14 protein-coding genes and 1 pseudogene are annotated in these 16084 nt (G+C 30.3%); all 15 read right to left on the bottom strand.

Going from position 1 to position 16084, the window contains the following annotated elements; genetic code table 11:
* Nucleotides 1-15: 15 nt before the first annotated feature.
* The gene (locus tag FMAG_RS00575; protein ID WP_005883045.1) at nt 16-1773 is read right to left on the bottom strand and encodes a TIGR03960 family B12-binding radical SAM protein; all 1758 of its coding nucleotides are present in this window, start codon (nt 1771-1773) and stop codon (nt 16-18) included.
* A gap of 26 nt (nt 1774-1799) precedes the next feature.
* Nucleotides 1800-2219, bottom strand: a complete 420-nt coding sequence (locus FMAG_RS00570; protein WP_005883043.1) for an HD domain-containing protein — start codon at nt 2217-2219, stop codon at nt 1800-1802.
* The gene (locus FMAG_RS00565; protein WP_005883041.1) at nt 2213-2812 is read right to left on the bottom strand and encodes a KH domain-containing protein; all 600 of its coding nucleotides are present in this window, start codon (nt 2810-2812) and stop codon (nt 2213-2215) included. The genes FMAG_RS00570 and FMAG_RS00565 overlap by 7 nt, the downstream gene beginning before the upstream one ends.
* Nucleotides 2773-3066 carry a pseudouridine synthase family protein gene (locus tag FMAG_RS13965; RefSeq protein ID WP_005883039.1) on the bottom strand — a complete coding sequence of 98 codons (294 nt, stop codon included), beginning with the start codon at nt 3064-3066 and terminating at the stop codon, nt 2773-2775. The genes FMAG_RS00565 and FMAG_RS13965 overlap by 40 nt, the downstream gene beginning before the upstream one ends.
* Nucleotides 3067-3224: 158 nt before the next feature.
* Nucleotides 3225-3539, bottom strand: coding sequence for a thioredoxin (gene trxA, locus FMAG_RS00560; protein WP_005883037.1), 315 nt, complete (start codon nt 3537-3539; stop codon nt 3225-3227).
* Nucleotides 3540-3644: 105 nt separating this feature from the next.
* Entirely contained in the window at nt 3645-4490 is an 846-nt protein-coding gene (gene folP, locus FMAG_RS00555) for a dihydropteroate synthase (protein WP_040493457.1), read from the bottom strand.
* 3 nt (nt 4491-4493) lie between these two features.
* Nucleotides 4494-4904, bottom strand: a pseudogene (locus FMAG_RS13960) (GNAT family N-acetyltransferase); the annotation flags it as partial.
* On the bottom strand, nt 4894-5727 hold the full coding sequence (folK, locus tag FMAG_RS00550; RefSeq protein ID WP_005883033.1) for a 2-amino-4-hydroxy-6-hydroxymethyldihydropteridine diphosphokinase: 834 nt from the start codon (nt 5725-5727) through the stop codon (nt 4894-4896). The gene folK and the pseudogene FMAG_RS13960, both read right to left, overlap by 11 nt.
* Nucleotides 5728-5737: 10 nt before the next feature.
* Nucleotides 5738-6289 carry a GTP cyclohydrolase I FolE gene (folE, locus tag FMAG_RS00545; protein ID WP_005883031.1) on the bottom strand — a complete coding sequence of 184 codons (552 nt, stop codon included), beginning with the start codon at nt 6287-6289 and terminating at the stop codon, nt 5738-5740.
* Nucleotides 6290-6313: 24 nt separating this feature from the next.
* Nucleotides 6314-7336: a PTS transporter subunit IIC gene (locus FMAG_RS00540; RefSeq protein ID WP_005883029.1), complete on the bottom strand. Its 1023-nt coding sequence runs from the start codon at nt 7334-7336 to the stop codon at nt 6314-6316.
* 59 nt (nt 7337-7395) lie between these two features.
* Nucleotides 7396-9462: a glycine--tRNA ligase subunit beta gene (gene glyS / locus FMAG_RS00535; RefSeq protein WP_005883027.1), complete on the bottom strand. Its 2067-nt coding sequence runs from the start codon at nt 9460-9462 to the stop codon at nt 7396-7398.
* 66 nt (nt 9463-9528) lie between these two features.
* The gene (glyQ, locus tag FMAG_RS00530; RefSeq protein WP_005883024.1) at nt 9529-10398 is read right to left on the bottom strand and encodes a glycine--tRNA ligase subunit alpha; all 870 of its coding nucleotides are present in this window, start codon (nt 10396-10398) and stop codon (nt 9529-9531) included.
* The gene (lspA, locus tag FMAG_RS00525; protein ID WP_005883022.1) at nt 10395-10865 is read right to left on the bottom strand and encodes a signal peptidase II; all 471 of its coding nucleotides are present in this window, start codon (nt 10863-10865) and stop codon (nt 10395-10397) included. Before lspA ends, glyQ begins: the two co-directional genes overlap by 4 nt.
* Nucleotides 10866-10873: 8 nt before the next feature.
* Entirely contained in the window at nt 10874-13675 is a 2802-nt protein-coding gene (gene ileS, locus FMAG_RS00520; RefSeq protein ID WP_005883020.1) for an isoleucine--tRNA ligase, read from the bottom strand.
* Nucleotides 13675-16083 carry an ATP-binding protein gene (locus FMAG_RS00515; protein WP_005883018.1) on the bottom strand — a complete coding sequence of 803 codons (2409 nt, stop codon included), beginning with the start codon at nt 16081-16083 and terminating at the stop codon, nt 13675-13677. Before FMAG_RS00515 ends, ileS begins: the two co-directional genes overlap by 1 nt.
* Nucleotide 16084: the final 1 nt, after the last annotated feature.

Here is a 16084-nt window from a genome sequence, read left to right as displayed (position 1 = left end):
TTTTACCTCCAATAACTATTTAGCTATTACCATACAATTAGGAAATCTCTTTCTCATTCCGCAGTTAGAGCATTTAGTTCTACACTCTGGTGTTAGAGCTACATTTTCTGCTTGTTTTAATTCTCTTTTTAAAAACTCTTTATCCACACTTATTTCTACAATATCCCAAGGTAACTCTTCATTCATATCTCTAGCTCTTAAATACTCATTCTCATCCATACCTAATTCTTCCATAGCTCTCTTCCAGATATTAAAGTTATCTTTGTAATCATCAAGTTTTGCTCCACCTCTCCAAGCTAACTCTACAAGCTCTCCTATTCTCTCATCTCCTCTTGATAAGAATCCTTCTAAATAAGATTTTTTCATATCATGTATTCTCAAATTACAACTTTTTTGTCCTTTAAATAACTCTCTTAAAAGAGCATGTTTTCTTTTCATCTCTGCAAAATCCATCTGCTCTGCCCATTGAAATGGAGTATGAGGTTTAGGTACAAAGTTTGATACACTTACTGTTACATTAAGTCTTTTATTTATAGGTCTACATCTATCTACAACTTTTTTAGCTAGTTCATATATTCCTTTTACATCTTCATCAGTTTCAAATGGAAGTCCTATCATAAAGTAAAATTTTAATGTTTCCCATCCACCTCTCACTGCTGCTTCAGCAGTTTCTAATACATCTTCTTCATTTACTCCCTTATTAATTATATCTCTCATTCTTTGAGAACCAGCTTCTGGTGCAAATGTAAATCCTGTTCTCTTTCCACCACTGATATCTTCAGCTACCTCAACAGAGTGAGTATTCATTCTTAATGATGGAAGTGATACCCCAAGATTTCTATGAGCATTTTTGCTTTTTACTCCTTTAATCAATTCGTCTATCTTACTATAATCACTACTACTTAATGAAGATAAAGATACCTCTCCATATCCAGTCTTTTTGATCATTTTTTCTATTAATTCTAGATTTTTCTCTAAGCTTCTCTCTCTAACTGGTCTATATACTATTCCTGCTTGGCAAAATCTACAACCTCTCGAACATCCTCTTTGTATTTCTACAGTAGCTCTATCATGTACTATATTTATATACGGTACTATCTGATCCTCATAATATTCTGTATTATTTAAATCTGCAACTATTGCTCTTTTTATCCTTTTCTTTCCCTTATGAAGAACTGGCACATATACCCCATCTAATCCCTCTATAAGTTGTAATCTTTCCATCTTAGTTTTATCTTTATGAGCTACTAGGATTTTAGCAATCTCTACCATTACCTCTTCCCCATCACCTATAACTATAAAATCTAAAAATCTTTCCATAGGTACAGGATTCATCATACAAGTTCCACCAGCCATTATCAGTGGATATTCTTCTCCTCTTTCCTCTCTTCTTACTGGTATCCCTGCAAGGTCAAGAGCATTTAATACATTTGGATAGCACATCTCATATGATAGTGAAAAACCTACTACATCAAACTCTTTTAATGGAGTCTTACTTTCTAATGAAAACATTGGAATATTATTTTCTCTCATAAGCTTTTCCATATCTTCCATCGGAGCAAATCCTCTTTCTAATGAAAATCCTTCCACTCTGTTCATAAGACTATATAGTATTCTAATACCTAAGTTAGACATTCCTACCTCATATATATCTGGGAAAAATAAACACATTCTTGCTTTATAATTCTCTTTATGAATACTGTTAATCTCATTTCCTAAATATTGTCCTGGCTTTTCTACTTTTAATAAATATTTATCTAAATTTACTCTCATTTTCTCCTCTTTCTATATTTTAATTTTTACTTATCATCTAACTCTTGAAATCTTTGCATATAGATATCATCAGAATAATAGTGATGATCCTTAGCTAACTCCGCTAGTTCAAGATTAATATTCTCTAATTTTTTATATGAATCTTCATTGTGTCTATCTAAAGTTTTTTCTCCTATCAAAACTTTTTTCATTCTTCTATATAAAGATGCATGATACTTTCCACAATCATGCAAAAGAGCTAATTTTTTAAAAATTTCTTCATCTTTTAATAAATTATCCTCTAATACTAGTTTTAATATTTTATATGAATGTATCTTATCATATTCACTCATTTGATTAAAAACTTCAAACTCTTTATCTGTTAATATTTTTTTTACTTCTATATTCCATTCTGATTTATATTTTCCAAAAATAAAAGTAAGTCCCTGTTTAATCCTTGCTAACATATCTCTTTTACCACTATATTTCCATAAATTTTCTTAAGAGCTTTTATATTTTTTCCATTTTTACCTATTAGCTCTCCTTTTTTCTCTTTAGAAGTATAAAGAATATACAAATTTCTATCTCTATTACTCTCTATTCTCTCTACTCCAGCTATTTTTACATCTTCTACTTTTTCAAAAATATTATTTTTTAGCTCCTCACTTAAGACTATCTTAGATAAAGTAAGATATTTTCCTTCTAATGCTTCCTTTCTGCCAGTAAGAATATATCCAGACATTATTCTTACCTGTTTTGGCATAAAAGAGTTTCCAGAAAAAAATAGTTTCCCATTCTTAAAAGATATATCTACCTCTCTTATATGTTCTTTTAGTTCTAATCCTTTTTTATCAGTAAACTCACTTACATCATATCTTCCAGATAAATCTCTACAAAGTTTTTCAATCTCTTCTAAGCTATTTTTTACTCTTTTTTTAGGATATTCATATATATACTCTCTTCTACCTACCAACTCTGGAAAAGCTAGATTTGGAAAAGTTTTTTTTATCATTGTTATTTTTAAACTTTCATCTGATAAAAGATTAAATCTCTCTTGCAAATTTTTTTATTTCCATCAAACTTACTACTTACATATAAAATATTTTCTGTAGCACTTACTTTAGCGTCGGTTCTCCCTCCCTGTTGTATCCCTTTTGCCCAAGAAAATCCTATCTCATTCATCAACTCTTTAAATCTTCCTTTAACAGTTCTCTTTCCAACTATCTCATCAAAGGAATGAAACTTTGTTCCATCATATTTTATATAGAACATATATCCCCATTTATCATTTTTTTCTATGGTTCTTATATCCATTATCTCTCCTTATTTAAACTAACTATACTATTAAATTATATCATAAAATCTTTCTTTTATATATTATTTTATTTAAAGATTAATTCTCATAATAAAATAGAGCTAAGAATAACACATGTTACTCTTAGCTCTATTTTATTTTTTATTTAAAATTTACATTAGAATTTTGCAAAAGCTACTACTTCTTCTTTTGGAGCAAGTCCTACTGATTTATTTACTACCTCTCCATTTTTGAAAAGTAAAAGTGTAGGTATACTCATTACTCTAAATTGAGCTGCTAATTCTTCCTCTTCATCTATATTTATTTTTGCTACTTTTACTGTTCCAGCTAATTCAGCATCTACCTCTTCTAATATAGGTGCTAAAGCTTTACAAGGTCCACACCATGAAGCCCAAAAATCAACTACTACAGGCTCTTTAGACTGTAATACTTCTTTCTCAAAATTCTCCTTTGTTATATGTAAAATTGCCATACTATCTCCTCCCTTTTCTAGAATTGTTATCTTTTCAAATTTATACTCTTATTATATACTATTTTTTTCTTTTTGTCTAGAATTTCTTTACATTTTTACTCAACTTTATTTTCTTACAATTCTATCAGCTACCATAGCAGCTCTTTTATTTGACAATACATCGTGTACTCTCACTATATCTATACCCTTTTCTATCCCTAAAACAGTAGTAGCAACTGTTCCTTCTACTCTCTCTTGAGGTGGTAGCTCTCCTAATATTGTCCCTATAAATCTCTTTCTAGAAGTCCCTAAAAGCAATCTTCCCATCTCTCTTAGTTCCTGTAATCTTGAAAGTACTTCTAAATTTTCATCTATTCCTTTTCCAAAACCAATTCCTGGATCTAAAATTATACTGTCCCTTGAAATTTGATATTTATCTGCTATCTCATATGTCCTTTTAAAAAACTCTTTTATACAACATAAAATATCACCTTTATATTCTTTTCCATCTTGATTATGCATAGCTATTACAGGAACATCATATTTTTTTACAACTTCAGCCATCTCTCCATTATCATATTGTAATCCCCATATATCATTTAAAATATGAGCTCCAGCTTCAAAAGCTGCCTTTGCAACCTTATATTTATATGTATCAATAGAAATAATAGCTCCTAACTCTACAACTTTCTTTATTACTGGTACTACTCTAGCTATTTCCTCCTCATCACTTATTTGAACATGTCCTGGTCTAGTAGATTCTCCTCCAATATCAATGATATCTGCTCCCTCTTCTAGCATTTTTTTAGCATGTTTTACAGCTTCTTCTATATTATTGTGCTCTCCACCATCAGAAAAAGAGTCTGGTGTTACATTTAATATCCCCATTATAAGAGTTCTTTTTCCTAATTCTAATTCTCTATCTCTGCACTTTAAAATTTGTACTTCTCTTTTTACTTTTTTATAAACCATTGGTACAAATCTTATTCCATTTATATTTTGTTCAGAATCTGTTAAAGAAAATCCCAACTTTTTATAAGTTTCTACTGCACATGGAGCAGAGTTTACAGTTATCTCTTTCTCTTTAGTCAAAGATATAGCCTTTTTAAATAATTCTCTACCTATTCCATGTTTTTGATAAGATTTTTTTACAAAGAAAAGACAGATATGTTGTCCTCCTTGAATAGCTATTACTCCTATTAATTCTCGTTTATCATAAGTTCCATAAAAATCAAATTCATTTATTAACTCTCTACAATCTAAAAATCTTCTAAATTCTTCTACTCCTCTTCTATTATAATTGAAAGCTTCACACTCTAAAAATACATCCCATACAAGTTTTAAAGCTTTATTTATCTCTTTTTTTTCTAACTTTTTAATTTCCATTTGCTTCCCTTTCTTTCAATTTTCTAGCTAACATTGTTATTGTTTTTTTCTCTAAAGGGTGGATATAGTTAGGAGCTATCTCAGATAGAGGGTCTAGTACAAACTCTCTCTCACAAATCCAAGGATGAGGTACAGCTAAATTATCCTCTTCAATTATCTCTTTATCATAAAACAGTATATCAATATCTATTATTCTAGGTCCCCACTTTATCTCTCTGACTCTTCCCATATCCAATTCTATCTGTAAAATCTCTTTTAGAAACTCTTGAGCTGTCATAAGAGTTTTTACCTCTAAACAAGCATTTAGAAAATTATCTTGCTCTAAATATCCAAAAGGTTCTGTCTCTAATATTGTACTACTTTTAACTACCTCTGTATTCTCTAATTCTCCTATTTTTCTTATAGCTTCCAAAAGATTTTTTCTCTTATTCCCAATATTACTTCCTAATGAAAGATATACTCTATGCCATTTTCTAGTAATTTCCACAGCTACATTTTCAAAATGCATCTGTAGTGGTGCCCAAGGTTTTTTTACAATAACTTTTACCTCTTTTACCAACTCATATTTTTTTAATACCATTTCAGCTATATTTTCAGCACATGTTTCTATTAAATCTATACTTTTTTCCAGAAAAAGTTTCTCTACATCTTGAGCTACTAATCCATAGTGAACTGACTTTGTCAAATCCCCTGTTTTACCAGCCTCTCTTGTATCCACAGTAAGCTCTAAAGATACCAAAAATTTTTGTCCTAATTTTTTTTCTTCAGAAAAAACTCCATGAAATCCTATAAATTCTAAATTATTTATATAAATTTTATCCATCATCTCACCACTATTTCAATAAAGTTAATACTTCTACTCTTCTATTACTATCTTTTTCAAAGATACCTCTACAAGCAGTAGTTATTATCTGACTATTTTCTTTCTTTGCTCCTCTCATAGTCATACACAGATGTTTTGCTTTTATTATTACCATAACTCCTTGACAATCAAGTGTCTTATAAATTACATCTGCTAATTCACTTCCAAGTCTTTCCTGTATTTGAGGTCTTTTTGCTAGTATCTCTATACTTTTGATTATATCTCCAAAACCTACTACTTTACCATTAGGAATATATGCTACATCAATTGTTCCAAAAAAAGGTAGAAAATGGTGTTCACACATAGAGTAAAAATCTATATTTTTCTCCATAACCAAATCATTACTATCTACTGAGAAATATCTAAGTAATGGTTCCTCTGGATTTTTATCTATGCCTGAAAAAAGTTCTTCATAACTTTGAGCAACTCTTTTAGGAGTATCCATTAAACTCTCTCTATTTCTATCCTCTCCTATTCCTTCAAGTATTTGTTCAAAAGCTTTTTCTATCTTTTTTAACTCCATTTTCTTTTCCTCTCCATAAATTTTCTATAAATCTAATTTTAAATCTCCATCTTTTATCCAACCTTTTCTTCTCATTAACTTTGCTATTCCCAAAGTAATTATAGCTGGTAATAAAAAATGAAGTAATAATATTCCTAAATATAATTTTAATCCTGTTACTCCTATACTATTCATAGCTGTAACTGTTCCAAACTGTCCTACAAATCCACTTGTTCCCATTCCTGAAGCTATTGGTATATTTTGAAATTTAAAAACCATTGTAGATACTGGGCCTAATATAGCTCCTGCTACTGTTGGTGGTATCCATATCTTCCAATTTTTTACTATATTTCCTATCTGAAGCATAGATGTCCCAACACCTTGAGCTACAAGTCCACCCCAACCATTTTCTTTAAAACTCATTACTGCAAAACCTACCATCTGAGCTGAGCACCCTACTGTTGCTGCTCCACCAGCAAGTCCTCCAAGCCCTATCATCATACATAGAGCTGCACTACTAATAGGAAGAGTAAGAGCTATCCCTACTATTGTGGAAACAAGTATTCCCATAGCAAATGGTTGTAATTCAGTAGCATATACTACCATAGCTCCAAAAGTCTGCATAATCTTTGCTACAAATGGACCTACTAAATAGACCACTAATGAACCTGATATTATAGTTGTAGCTGGAGCAACTATTATGTCTACCTTTGTTTCTTTAGATACTATCTTTCCAAATTCTGCTCCTACAACTGCTCCTATAAAAGAACCTACAGGTCCTCCATACATAGCTCCTATAGCTCCTGTTACTGTTGAAGAAAATAGTACTAGATGAGGAGCTTTTAATCCATAGGCTACTGCAAGTCCTATTCCTGGTCCTGTCATATCTCTAGCTACTTTCCATACTACATCAGTTAGAAAAGCTATCTCTAATTTTTCGCCTATTGTATTAAGTATGGTCCCTATAAGTAAAGTTGAAAAAAGTCCTAATGCCATATAACTTGAAGCATCTACTAAATATTTTTTAATAGATAACTCTACACCTTTTCTTTTTAAAAACTCTCTCATTTTTCTCTCCTCAAAATTTTTATAAAAAGGGAATGACTTTAGCCATCCCCCTAATTTTTTTATCTCTCTTCTATTTGATTTAAATCTGCCATCTTAGTAAAAATATCAGTTAAAAATCTCATTTGAGATAATCTATTATTTTTAATAGCTTCATCTTTATCCATTACTATTATTTTATCAAAATAGTTGTTAATTATATCTTTTCCAGATGTTATCTCTTCAAGATATTTAGCATAATCTCTTTGCTCAATAGCTAGATTTACTTTATTACTTAACTCTACAGAAAATTGATATAACTCCTTCTCTATATCCTCTTTGAATAATTCTGGATTAATTATCATATCTGTATGGTCTTTAGAGATATTTCCAACTCTTTTTAATACAGGTAATAGTTTTCCAAACTCTTCCTCTTTAGCAAATGACTCTAAAGTTTTTACTCTCTCAAGTGCATCTACTAAGTTATCACAATCTTTATCTACTACCGCAACAATTACATCTCTACTATATCCCATATCTCCAAAAATATTGATAGCTCTTTGTTTAAAGAATTCTAATACTTCAGCTTCTACAGTAGCTCTATCTCTTTTTAATACTCCACCAGCTACTAGAGTATCTAAAGATTTATTAACTAATGCTTTTAATGATATATTTAATTTAGAGTTAACTATTACGTTAGCTATTCCTAAAGCTGCTCTTCTTAAAGCAAATGGGTCTTTTGAACCACTTGGGATAACTCCTACTCCAAAACATCCTACTAGAGTATCTATTCTATCAGATATACCTGCTATTATTCCTTCCATTTCTGTTGGTAATAAGTCTCCTTGGAATCTTGGATAATAGTGCTCTTTTATTCCTAATGAAACTCTTTCATTCTCTCCAGATTTTAGTGCATAATCTGCTCCCATAAATCCTTGAAGTTTTGTAAACTCTTTCTCTCCTATCATATTAGAAACTAGGTCAGCTTTAGCTAGATATACAGTTCTTAATACATCCTCTTTTCTATCTGCACAACCTAATACATCTATTAGATAAGTAGCTATCTCTTTACTTCTTTCTATTTTTTGATAAATAGTTCCTAAATCTTTTTGGAATACTACTGTTTTTAATTTTTCTACATTGTCAGCTAATGGATGTTTTAAATCTTCTTGATAGAAGAATCTAGCATCTGCAAGTCTAGCTGATAATACTTTTTCATTTCCTTTTCTTACGAAATCAGAAGATTCGATACCATTTCTTACAACTACAAATTTAGGAAGTAATTTTCCATTAGTATCTAAAATAGGGAAATATCTTTGGTGTACTTGCATAGATATAATTAATACATCTTGTGGCACTTCTAAGAAGTCAGCATTGAAGCTTCCAACTATTGGACAAGGATACTCTATTAAATTTGTTACTTCATCTAATAGCTCCTCTTCAATATGAACTTGTTCTCCAGCACCAGCACATTTAGCTACTAAATCTTTAACTAATGCTCTTCTCTCCTCAATATCTATGATAACATTATTCTCTCTAATTTTTGTAAAATATTCTTCTACATTAGATACTTCAAACTCTTTTCCAAAGAATCTATGTCCTCTTGATTTATTTCCACTTGCTATTCCTTCTATTTCAAATGGAACTACTTCTGAATCACATAAAGCTAAGAACCATTGAACTGGTCTTGCAAATCTTAATTTTTTATCTGCCCATTTCATAGATTTTGGGAAGTTTAATTCTAATACTAGAGATTTTAAAATTTCAGATAAAAGTTCTTTAGTAGCCTTACCTTTCATAAATTTTCTAGCAGCTATGTATTCTCCTTTTGGAGTAGAAACAATTTCTAATTGCTCTGGCTCTATTCCTTGAGATTTAGCAAATCCAAGTCCAGCTCTTGAAATTTCTCCATTTACATAAGCTACACTTTTAGCTGGTCCTAAGTTTACAAGGTCTAAGTCCTCTTGATTTTCAGCTAAATTATGTACATCTAGCACTAATCTTCTAGGTGTTCCATAAGTTTTTATCTCATCAAATTTTATTCTTTCATTATTTAATTTTGTTTCTAAATTAGATTTTAAATCACTTAATGCCTGCTTAAGAAATCTTGCTGGCAACTCTTCCATTCCAATTTCAAATAGTAATCTCAATGTTCTTCCTCCTCTTATTAATAACTGATATTCCTATTAAAAAACTTATTTTTAATTTTTATTTAATTATTTTTTTAATAGCGGATATCCTAAATCTTTTCTATTTTGAACATAAACTTCAGCACATCTTCTTGCTAAGTTTCTTACTCTTAATATATATGCCATTCTCTCAGTCGTAGATATAGCACCTCTTGAGTCTAGTACATTGAATACATGAGAACATTTTAAAACATAGTCATAAGCTGGTAATACTAAACCTTCATCTAGTATTCTACTTGCTTCTTTTTCAAACTCATCAAACCATTTAAAATGTTTATCTAAATCTGCTAATTCAAATGAGTATTTAGAGTTTTCATATTCAAATTGGAATCTCATATCTCCATATTTTACTCCTGGAGCCCATTCTAAATCATAAATATTTTCTTTATTTTGTATATATAGTGCTATTCTTTCTAGCCCATAAGTAATCTCAACAGGAATAGGATCAAGCTCTAATCCTCCTACTTGTTGGAAATATGTGAATTGAGTTACTTCCATTCCATCTAACCATACTTCCCAACCAAGTCCCCATGCTCCAAGTGTAGGTGATTCCCAGTCATCTTCTACAAAACGGATATCATGCTTTTCAGGTTCTATTCCTAATACCCTTAAACTTTCTAAGTAAAGCTCTTGAATATTTAATGGAGATGGTTTCATTATAACTTGGAATTGATGGTGTTGATAAACTCTATTTGGGTTCTCTCCATATCTTCCATCTTTAGGTCTTCTTGATGGTTCAACATATGCTACACTCCATGGTTCAGGTCCTAATGACATAAGGAATGTATTTGGGTTAAATGTTCCAGCTCCCTTCTCAATATCATAAGGGTTTCCTAATACACACCCTTTAGAACTCCAATATTTTTGAAGAGCAAAAATTATCTCTTGAAATGTCATTTCTTATCCTCCTCGGTTTCTCTCTTCTTTCTAAGAATTAATTGGTCTAGTAGTACAAATACTACTCCTATATTTATCCAGACATCAGCTAGATTAAATACATAACTCCAGACACCTCTAAAGTCTACCATATCTACTACAAATCCTCTAAAGGCTCTATCTATCATATTTCCAATGGCTCCTGCTAAGATATAAATAAATCCCATTTTTTCTATCATAGATAATTTATTTCTTTCTTTATACAGGTAATAAGCAATAGCTACAATTGCTATAATTGTAGCTATGCTTATTATATCTAGTTTTCCTTGAAACATTCCAAAGGCAATACCTCTATTTTTTACATAAGTAAGATGAAAAAAATCATTTATTATAGGTAATGTCTCCCCTTCTAGCATATAGCTATCTATGAGGTATTTTGATAGTTGGTCAGCACCAACAAGTATCAAGATTAAAACTATATATATCATAATTTCTCCTAGTTATTTTTTAGTACAGAAGTACATCTTGGACAAAGTGTAGGATGTTCTGCATCTACTCCAACCTCAGTTGAATATTTCCAACATCTTTCACATTTTTCTCCCTCTGCATGTACAACTTTTATGTATAGGTCTTTTAACTCTTCTCCCTCTACAAATGTTTCATCACAAGAGTCAACTATTTCAACATTTGAAACAATTAACGCTAACTCTAGTCTATCTCTATTTTCTGCTAAGAAATTTTGCATATCAGCATTTTTAGAGAATAACATTACTTTAGCATCAAGAGAGTTTCCTATTATTCTATTCTCTCCTTGTCTTGCTTTTTCTAGAGACTTATTAGCTTCTTTTCTTACTTTTATAATATCTGCCCATTTAGCTTCTACCTCTGGATTTAAGTACTCATCATTTTCCTCATACCAAGAAGTTAAAAGTACTGATTCCTCATCTTTTAAAGCTTCTGGTAATGTATCCCAAATCTCTTCAGCTGTAAATGAAAGAATTGGAGCTATCATTTTAGTTAAAGTTAATAATATCTCTGTCATTACTGTTTGAGCTGATTTTCTATCTAACGAGTTTGTTCCCTCTGTATATAATCTATCTTTTATAATATCTAAATAGAAAGCTGACATATCTACACCAGCAAAGTAGTGAATATCTTGGAATAAGTTATAGAATTCATATTTTTCATAGTTTTCTGTAACTCTTCTCTTCAAAATTTCTAATTTATTTAATGCCCATTTATCAATTTCCATTAAATCTTTATAAGCTACTTTATCAGTTGCAGGATTAAAATCATTACTATTTCCTAAAATATATCTAGCAGTATTTCTTACTCTTCTGTATGCCTCTGCCATTTGTTTTAAAATATTATCAGAGATTTTTACGTCCTCTCTGTAATCTACTGAAGCACACCATAATCTTAAGATATCCGCTCCATATACTTTTATAACATCAGCTGGTACTACTACGTTTCCTACTGATTTAGACATTTTCTTACCTTCTCCATCATTTACAAATCCATGAGTTAAGATTTTTTTGTATGGAGCATCATGTGTAGACCCTATTGAAGTAAGAAGCGATGTTTGGAACCATCCTCTATGTTGGTCAGAACCCTCTAAATACATATCTGCTGGTCTATGTAATAATTCTCCTCTAGTTTCTAATACTGATCTATGAGATACTCCAGAGTCAAACCAAACGTCCATAATATTTGTTTCTTTTCTTAAAGTTACACCTTTTAAGTTATACTTCTCTAATAACTCTTCTCCTATTAACTCTTCAGCTGTATGAGTTAACCAAGCTGCTGTTCCCTCTTTTTTAACTATCTCTACTATTCTTGCTAAAATCTCTTTATTGTAAATCTCCTTTCCTGTCTCTTCATTATAAAATACAGGAATTGGTACTCCCCATACTCTTTGTCTTGAAATACACCAATCAGGTCTTGTTTCTAGCATAGAACCTATTCTGTTTCTTCCCCAAGCCGGTACAAACTCTACATTATCAAGAGCTTTTAATGCTCTTTCTCTTAAATCTGAACCTTCAGCTTTTACGAACCATTGCTCAGTTGCTCTGAAAATTACAGGAGTTTTAGATCTCCAGTCATGTGGATAAGAGTGCTCTATATTTTTCAATTTTAATAGATGCCCTGTCTCTGTTAAATGAGCTACTATCTCTTTGTTTGCTTTTAAATAAAATAATCCAGCAAATTGTCCAGCTTCTTCAGTAAGTACTCCTTTGTTATTGATAGGAGAGATTACTTCTATTCCATATCTTGTTCCTACAACATAGTCATCTTGTCCATGTCCAGGAGCTGTGTGTACACAACCTGTTCCTGCATCAGCAGTAACGTGTGTTCCTAATATTATCATACCTGTTCTCTCTAAGAATGGATGTTTATAAGTTGCTCTTTCTAAGTCACTTCCTATAAACTCTTTTACTAATTCATATTCAGCTATTTCCATCTCAGCAAAAGCTTTTTCTGCTAAATCTTTAGCTAGAATTAGATTTCCTTTTTCTGTTTTATATACTCCATATTCGAAGTTAGGATTTAATGATATAGCCATATTTGCTGGCAATGTCCAAGGAGTTGTTGTCCAAATTACTACCCAAGTTTCTTCTGTAAGTCCTAATCTTTCTAATAAGTCTGCATTAGCTTCCATTTTTACATAAATAGATGGTGAAGTTACATTCTTATACTCTATTTCAGCTTCTGCTAAAGCTGTTTCTGTAACTGGAGACCAATAAATTGGTTTTAACCCTTTAAAAATATATCCATTTTCATAAAGTTCTCCAAATACTTCTAATTGTTTTGCTTCATACTCTGGTTTTAAAGTTAAATAAGGATTTTCCCAATCTCCTAATACTCCTAGTCTTTTAAATCCTTCTCTTTGAATTCCTACCCATTTAAGAGCATATTCTGTACAAAGTTTTCTTATCTCTAATGGAGACATCTCCTTTGCTTTTTCACCTAATTTTTCTGTTACTTTTAGTTCAATAGGTAATCCATGTGTATCCCACCCTGGAATATATGGTGCATTATATCCTCTAAGTCTTTTATATTTTAAAATTATATCTTTTAATATCTTATTTAAAGCATGTCCTATATGGATATCTCCATTTGCATAAGGTGGTCCATCATGTAATATAAATGATTTTGTCCCCTTAGTTAATCCTTTCTCATAAATTTTGTTTTCTTCCCATTTTTGAATGATTTTTGGTTCCTTATTTGGAAGATTTGCTTTCATTTGAAAACTTGTCTTCGGAAGGTTTAGCGTAGCTCCGTAATCCTTTTCACTCATTATAAAATCTCCTCCTTATATATATTTAAAGTTATTTTTACATCTGTTCCTTCGTCTAACTCTGATGATATTTTTATTACACCATGATGATCTTTTATTATTCTTGATACTATTGAAAGTCCTAATCCTGGTGCATTTTCATTATATCCCACAAAAGGTTCAAATATATTTTCTAATTGCTCCTTAGTCATTCCAATTCCATTATCAATTATATTTATTTTAATTTTATCAACATTTTTCTCTTTTGTTACTATTATATTTATCTTTTTATTATCATTATTTACCTTATCAAAAGATTCTTTTGCATTTTTTATAACTTCATAAAAAGCTCTTTTAAGCCTTGCTCTATTCCCTAGTATTTTACCATTATAATTTATAAATGTTGAGATATTTATTCCCAATTTTTCTAATCTAGGTTCTATATCTGCAATTATCTCTGAGAATATTGTTTCTATTTCTATTATCTCTAAAGGATTACTATTTTTTACATTTACATACTCATTTAGAATCTCTCTCTCTCTTCTAAGTTTTCCTATCTCATCTTTTATTTCCTGGATCTGAATTTTTAACAAACTATTACTTGGGTCATACTCATGCATTCTTTCGGTAAACTCTAACATTTTTTCAAAGGAAACCTCTCTTCCTTTAAAAAATCTATCTACAAGCTTTCCTATTGTAGCTGTTCTTTCAAAGTCTATTTTTTCTTCTTCTAAAGTTCTATTTTTTATTCTGATTGAGATATTTAAAAATAAAAGAGTTAATAATTCTACCTCTTCCTGAGTAACTTTATTATCCTTTCCAAAATAGTCTACCACAATACAGCCATAATTTCTAGTCTCACTATATATAGGCATGATTAAAAAATTATTTATTCCTAAACTTTTAAATAATTCATTTCCCAATTCATGTTTATATCCCTTATCATTTTGAAAGATTATCCTTTTTTCTAATAGAGATTTAGCTATTAAATTGCTATTTTTAAATGGTATTTTTATAAGCTTCACTAGTTCAGCTATTTCTTCTATTTGAAATTTAAATCCACCAGTGCTCTCTACTCCATTTAATATTTCTCGTTTGACTTTATTATTTGCTGTGGCAAATTCTCCTACCATAGTGTCTATTTCTCTACTATACCTAAAATACATAGCTCTACTAAAGCCAAGCCCCATCTCTGAAGTTAGTGCTGACATTATCTCTTTTACTGTAATATTCATATCATTTTCTATCTGAATATTCATAAGAATTTTTTCTACTGCGTCTATTCTTTTTAAAGTTCCAACTAATTTTCTATTTTTACTTTTAGCTTGCTCCTCATTTGCTCTAATGTCAGTAGCCATCTTGTTGAAAGTCTTAGATAAGGTTCTCATCTCATCTACACCTTCTGGCTTGACAAAAATTTTATAATTTCCCTTACTTACCTCTTCAGCTGCCTCCATAATTCTTCCTAGAGGTTCTAAAAGCTTACTAAACATTCTAGCTGAAATTGTAGTACTTACAGCTACAAAAAGCAAGACTATAACTATTACAGATAAAGAGATCACCAATTTCAAAACTTCTATATTTTCATAATATAAAGCAACTCCAAAACTACCTATATACTCATTTTTATAATCATATATATCTGATAAAGCTATATAATAAGTTTCATCATCTATACTCTTTTTTTTGTAAACATAATTATAGTTTTTAAGATTAAACTTATTTTTATCTCTCTTACTTAAAATAGGAGTATTTTCTTTCAGATTAAAAGTTCCCAACTTATATTTTTCATCTACTACTAGAAAAACTTTATCCTCTTCTCCTAGACTTGAAAGTAGTGATAAATTTTTCATAACTCTTTCATCTATTGGAAGTGTAACTACTAAATATAGCCTTCTTTCACTTTCATTGTTATATCTTACTATTACTCGAGAATATATTTTATCTTCTACTTTTGAAAAATAACTTGTTTTTATATCATTATCAACATTAGATACATTTGCTTTAAAACTCTCTCTGTCAATTTTAGGAGAAACCTCTCCATTATTAACTTCTCCTAATACATAGCCATTTTCATCTACTATAGACAAAATTGAATTTGAATATAGTTCATAGTTTCTTCTTGCTAAACGATTTCTAATTAGAGCTGCCCTTTCACTATAACTTAAAATATTATTTAACTTTCTATTATCAAAGGTTGTAAAATTTCTTAATGTTTGATTTAATTCATCTTTTACTTTTAAAATTTCTCCATTATAAGCCCTATTCATTAGAGATATTTTATCCCTAACAGAATCTACTACTTTAGATTCCAGATTTTGAAATGCTGTAAATGTCAAAAAAAGTGCTATTGTAATAGAAGATATTACTATAGCAATATCATTATAAAATACCATTCTGACTAAAAGAGAATTTCTACTTACTCTCATT

The sequence above is a fragment of the Fusobacterium mortiferum ATCC 9817 genome (assembly GCF_000158195.2).
Lineage (GTDB): Bacteria > Fusobacteriota > Fusobacteriia > Fusobacteriales > Fusobacteriaceae > Fusobacterium_A > Fusobacterium_A mortiferum.
Note: the sequence above shows the minus strand (reverse complement) of the source record. Positions and strands in the feature narration are given on the sequence as shown.

What these genes read in the sequence shown, in the direction of transcription:
- FMAG_RS00540 (WP_005883029.1), bottom strand. Translation starts at nt 7,336, where the DNA reads ATGAGAGAGTTTTTAAAAAGAAAAGGTGTAGAGTTATCTATTAAAAAA.
- trxA (WP_005883037.1), bottom strand. Translation starts at nt 3,539, where the DNA reads ATGGCAATTTTACATATAACAAAGGAGAATTTTGAGAAAGAAGTATTA.
- ileS (WP_005883020.1), bottom strand. Translation starts at nt 13,675, where the DNA reads ATGAGTGAAAAGGATTACGGAGCTACGCTAAACCTTCCGAAGACAAGT.
- FMAG_RS13965 (WP_005883039.1), bottom strand. Translation starts at nt 3,066, where the DNA reads ATGGATATAAGAACCATAGAAAAAAATGATAAATGGGGATATATGTTC.
- lspA (WP_005883022.1), bottom strand. Translation starts at nt 10,865, where the DNA reads ATGATATATATAGTTTTAATCTTGATACTTGTTGGTGCTGACCAACTA.
- folE (WP_005883031.1), bottom strand. Translation starts at nt 6,289, where the DNA reads ATGGAGTTAAAAAAGATAGAAAAAGCTTTTGAACAAATACTTGAAGGA.
- FMAG_RS00570 (WP_005883043.1), bottom strand. Translation starts at nt 2,219, where the DNA reads ATGTTAGCAAGGATTAAACAGGGACTTACTTTTATTTTTGGAAAATAT.
- folK (WP_005883033.1), bottom strand. Translation starts at nt 5,727, where the DNA reads ATGGATAAAATTTATATAAATAATTTAGAATTTATAGGATTTCATGGA.
- folP (WP_040493457.1), bottom strand. Translation starts at nt 4,490, where the DNA reads ATGGTTTATAAAAAAGTAAAAAGAGAAGTACAAATTTTAAAGTGCAGA.
- FMAG_RS00515 (WP_005883018.1), bottom strand. Translation starts at nt 16,083, where the DNA reads ATGAGAGTAAGTAGAAATTCTCTTTTAGTCAGAATGGTATTTTATAAT.
- glyQ (WP_005883024.1), bottom strand. Translation starts at nt 10,398, where the DNA reads ATGACATTTCAAGAGATAATTTTTGCTCTTCAAAAATATTGGAGTTCT.
- FMAG_RS00575 (WP_005883045.1), bottom strand. Translation starts at nt 1,773, where the DNA reads ATGAGAGTAAATTTAGATAAATATTTATTAAAAGTAGAAAAGCCAGGA.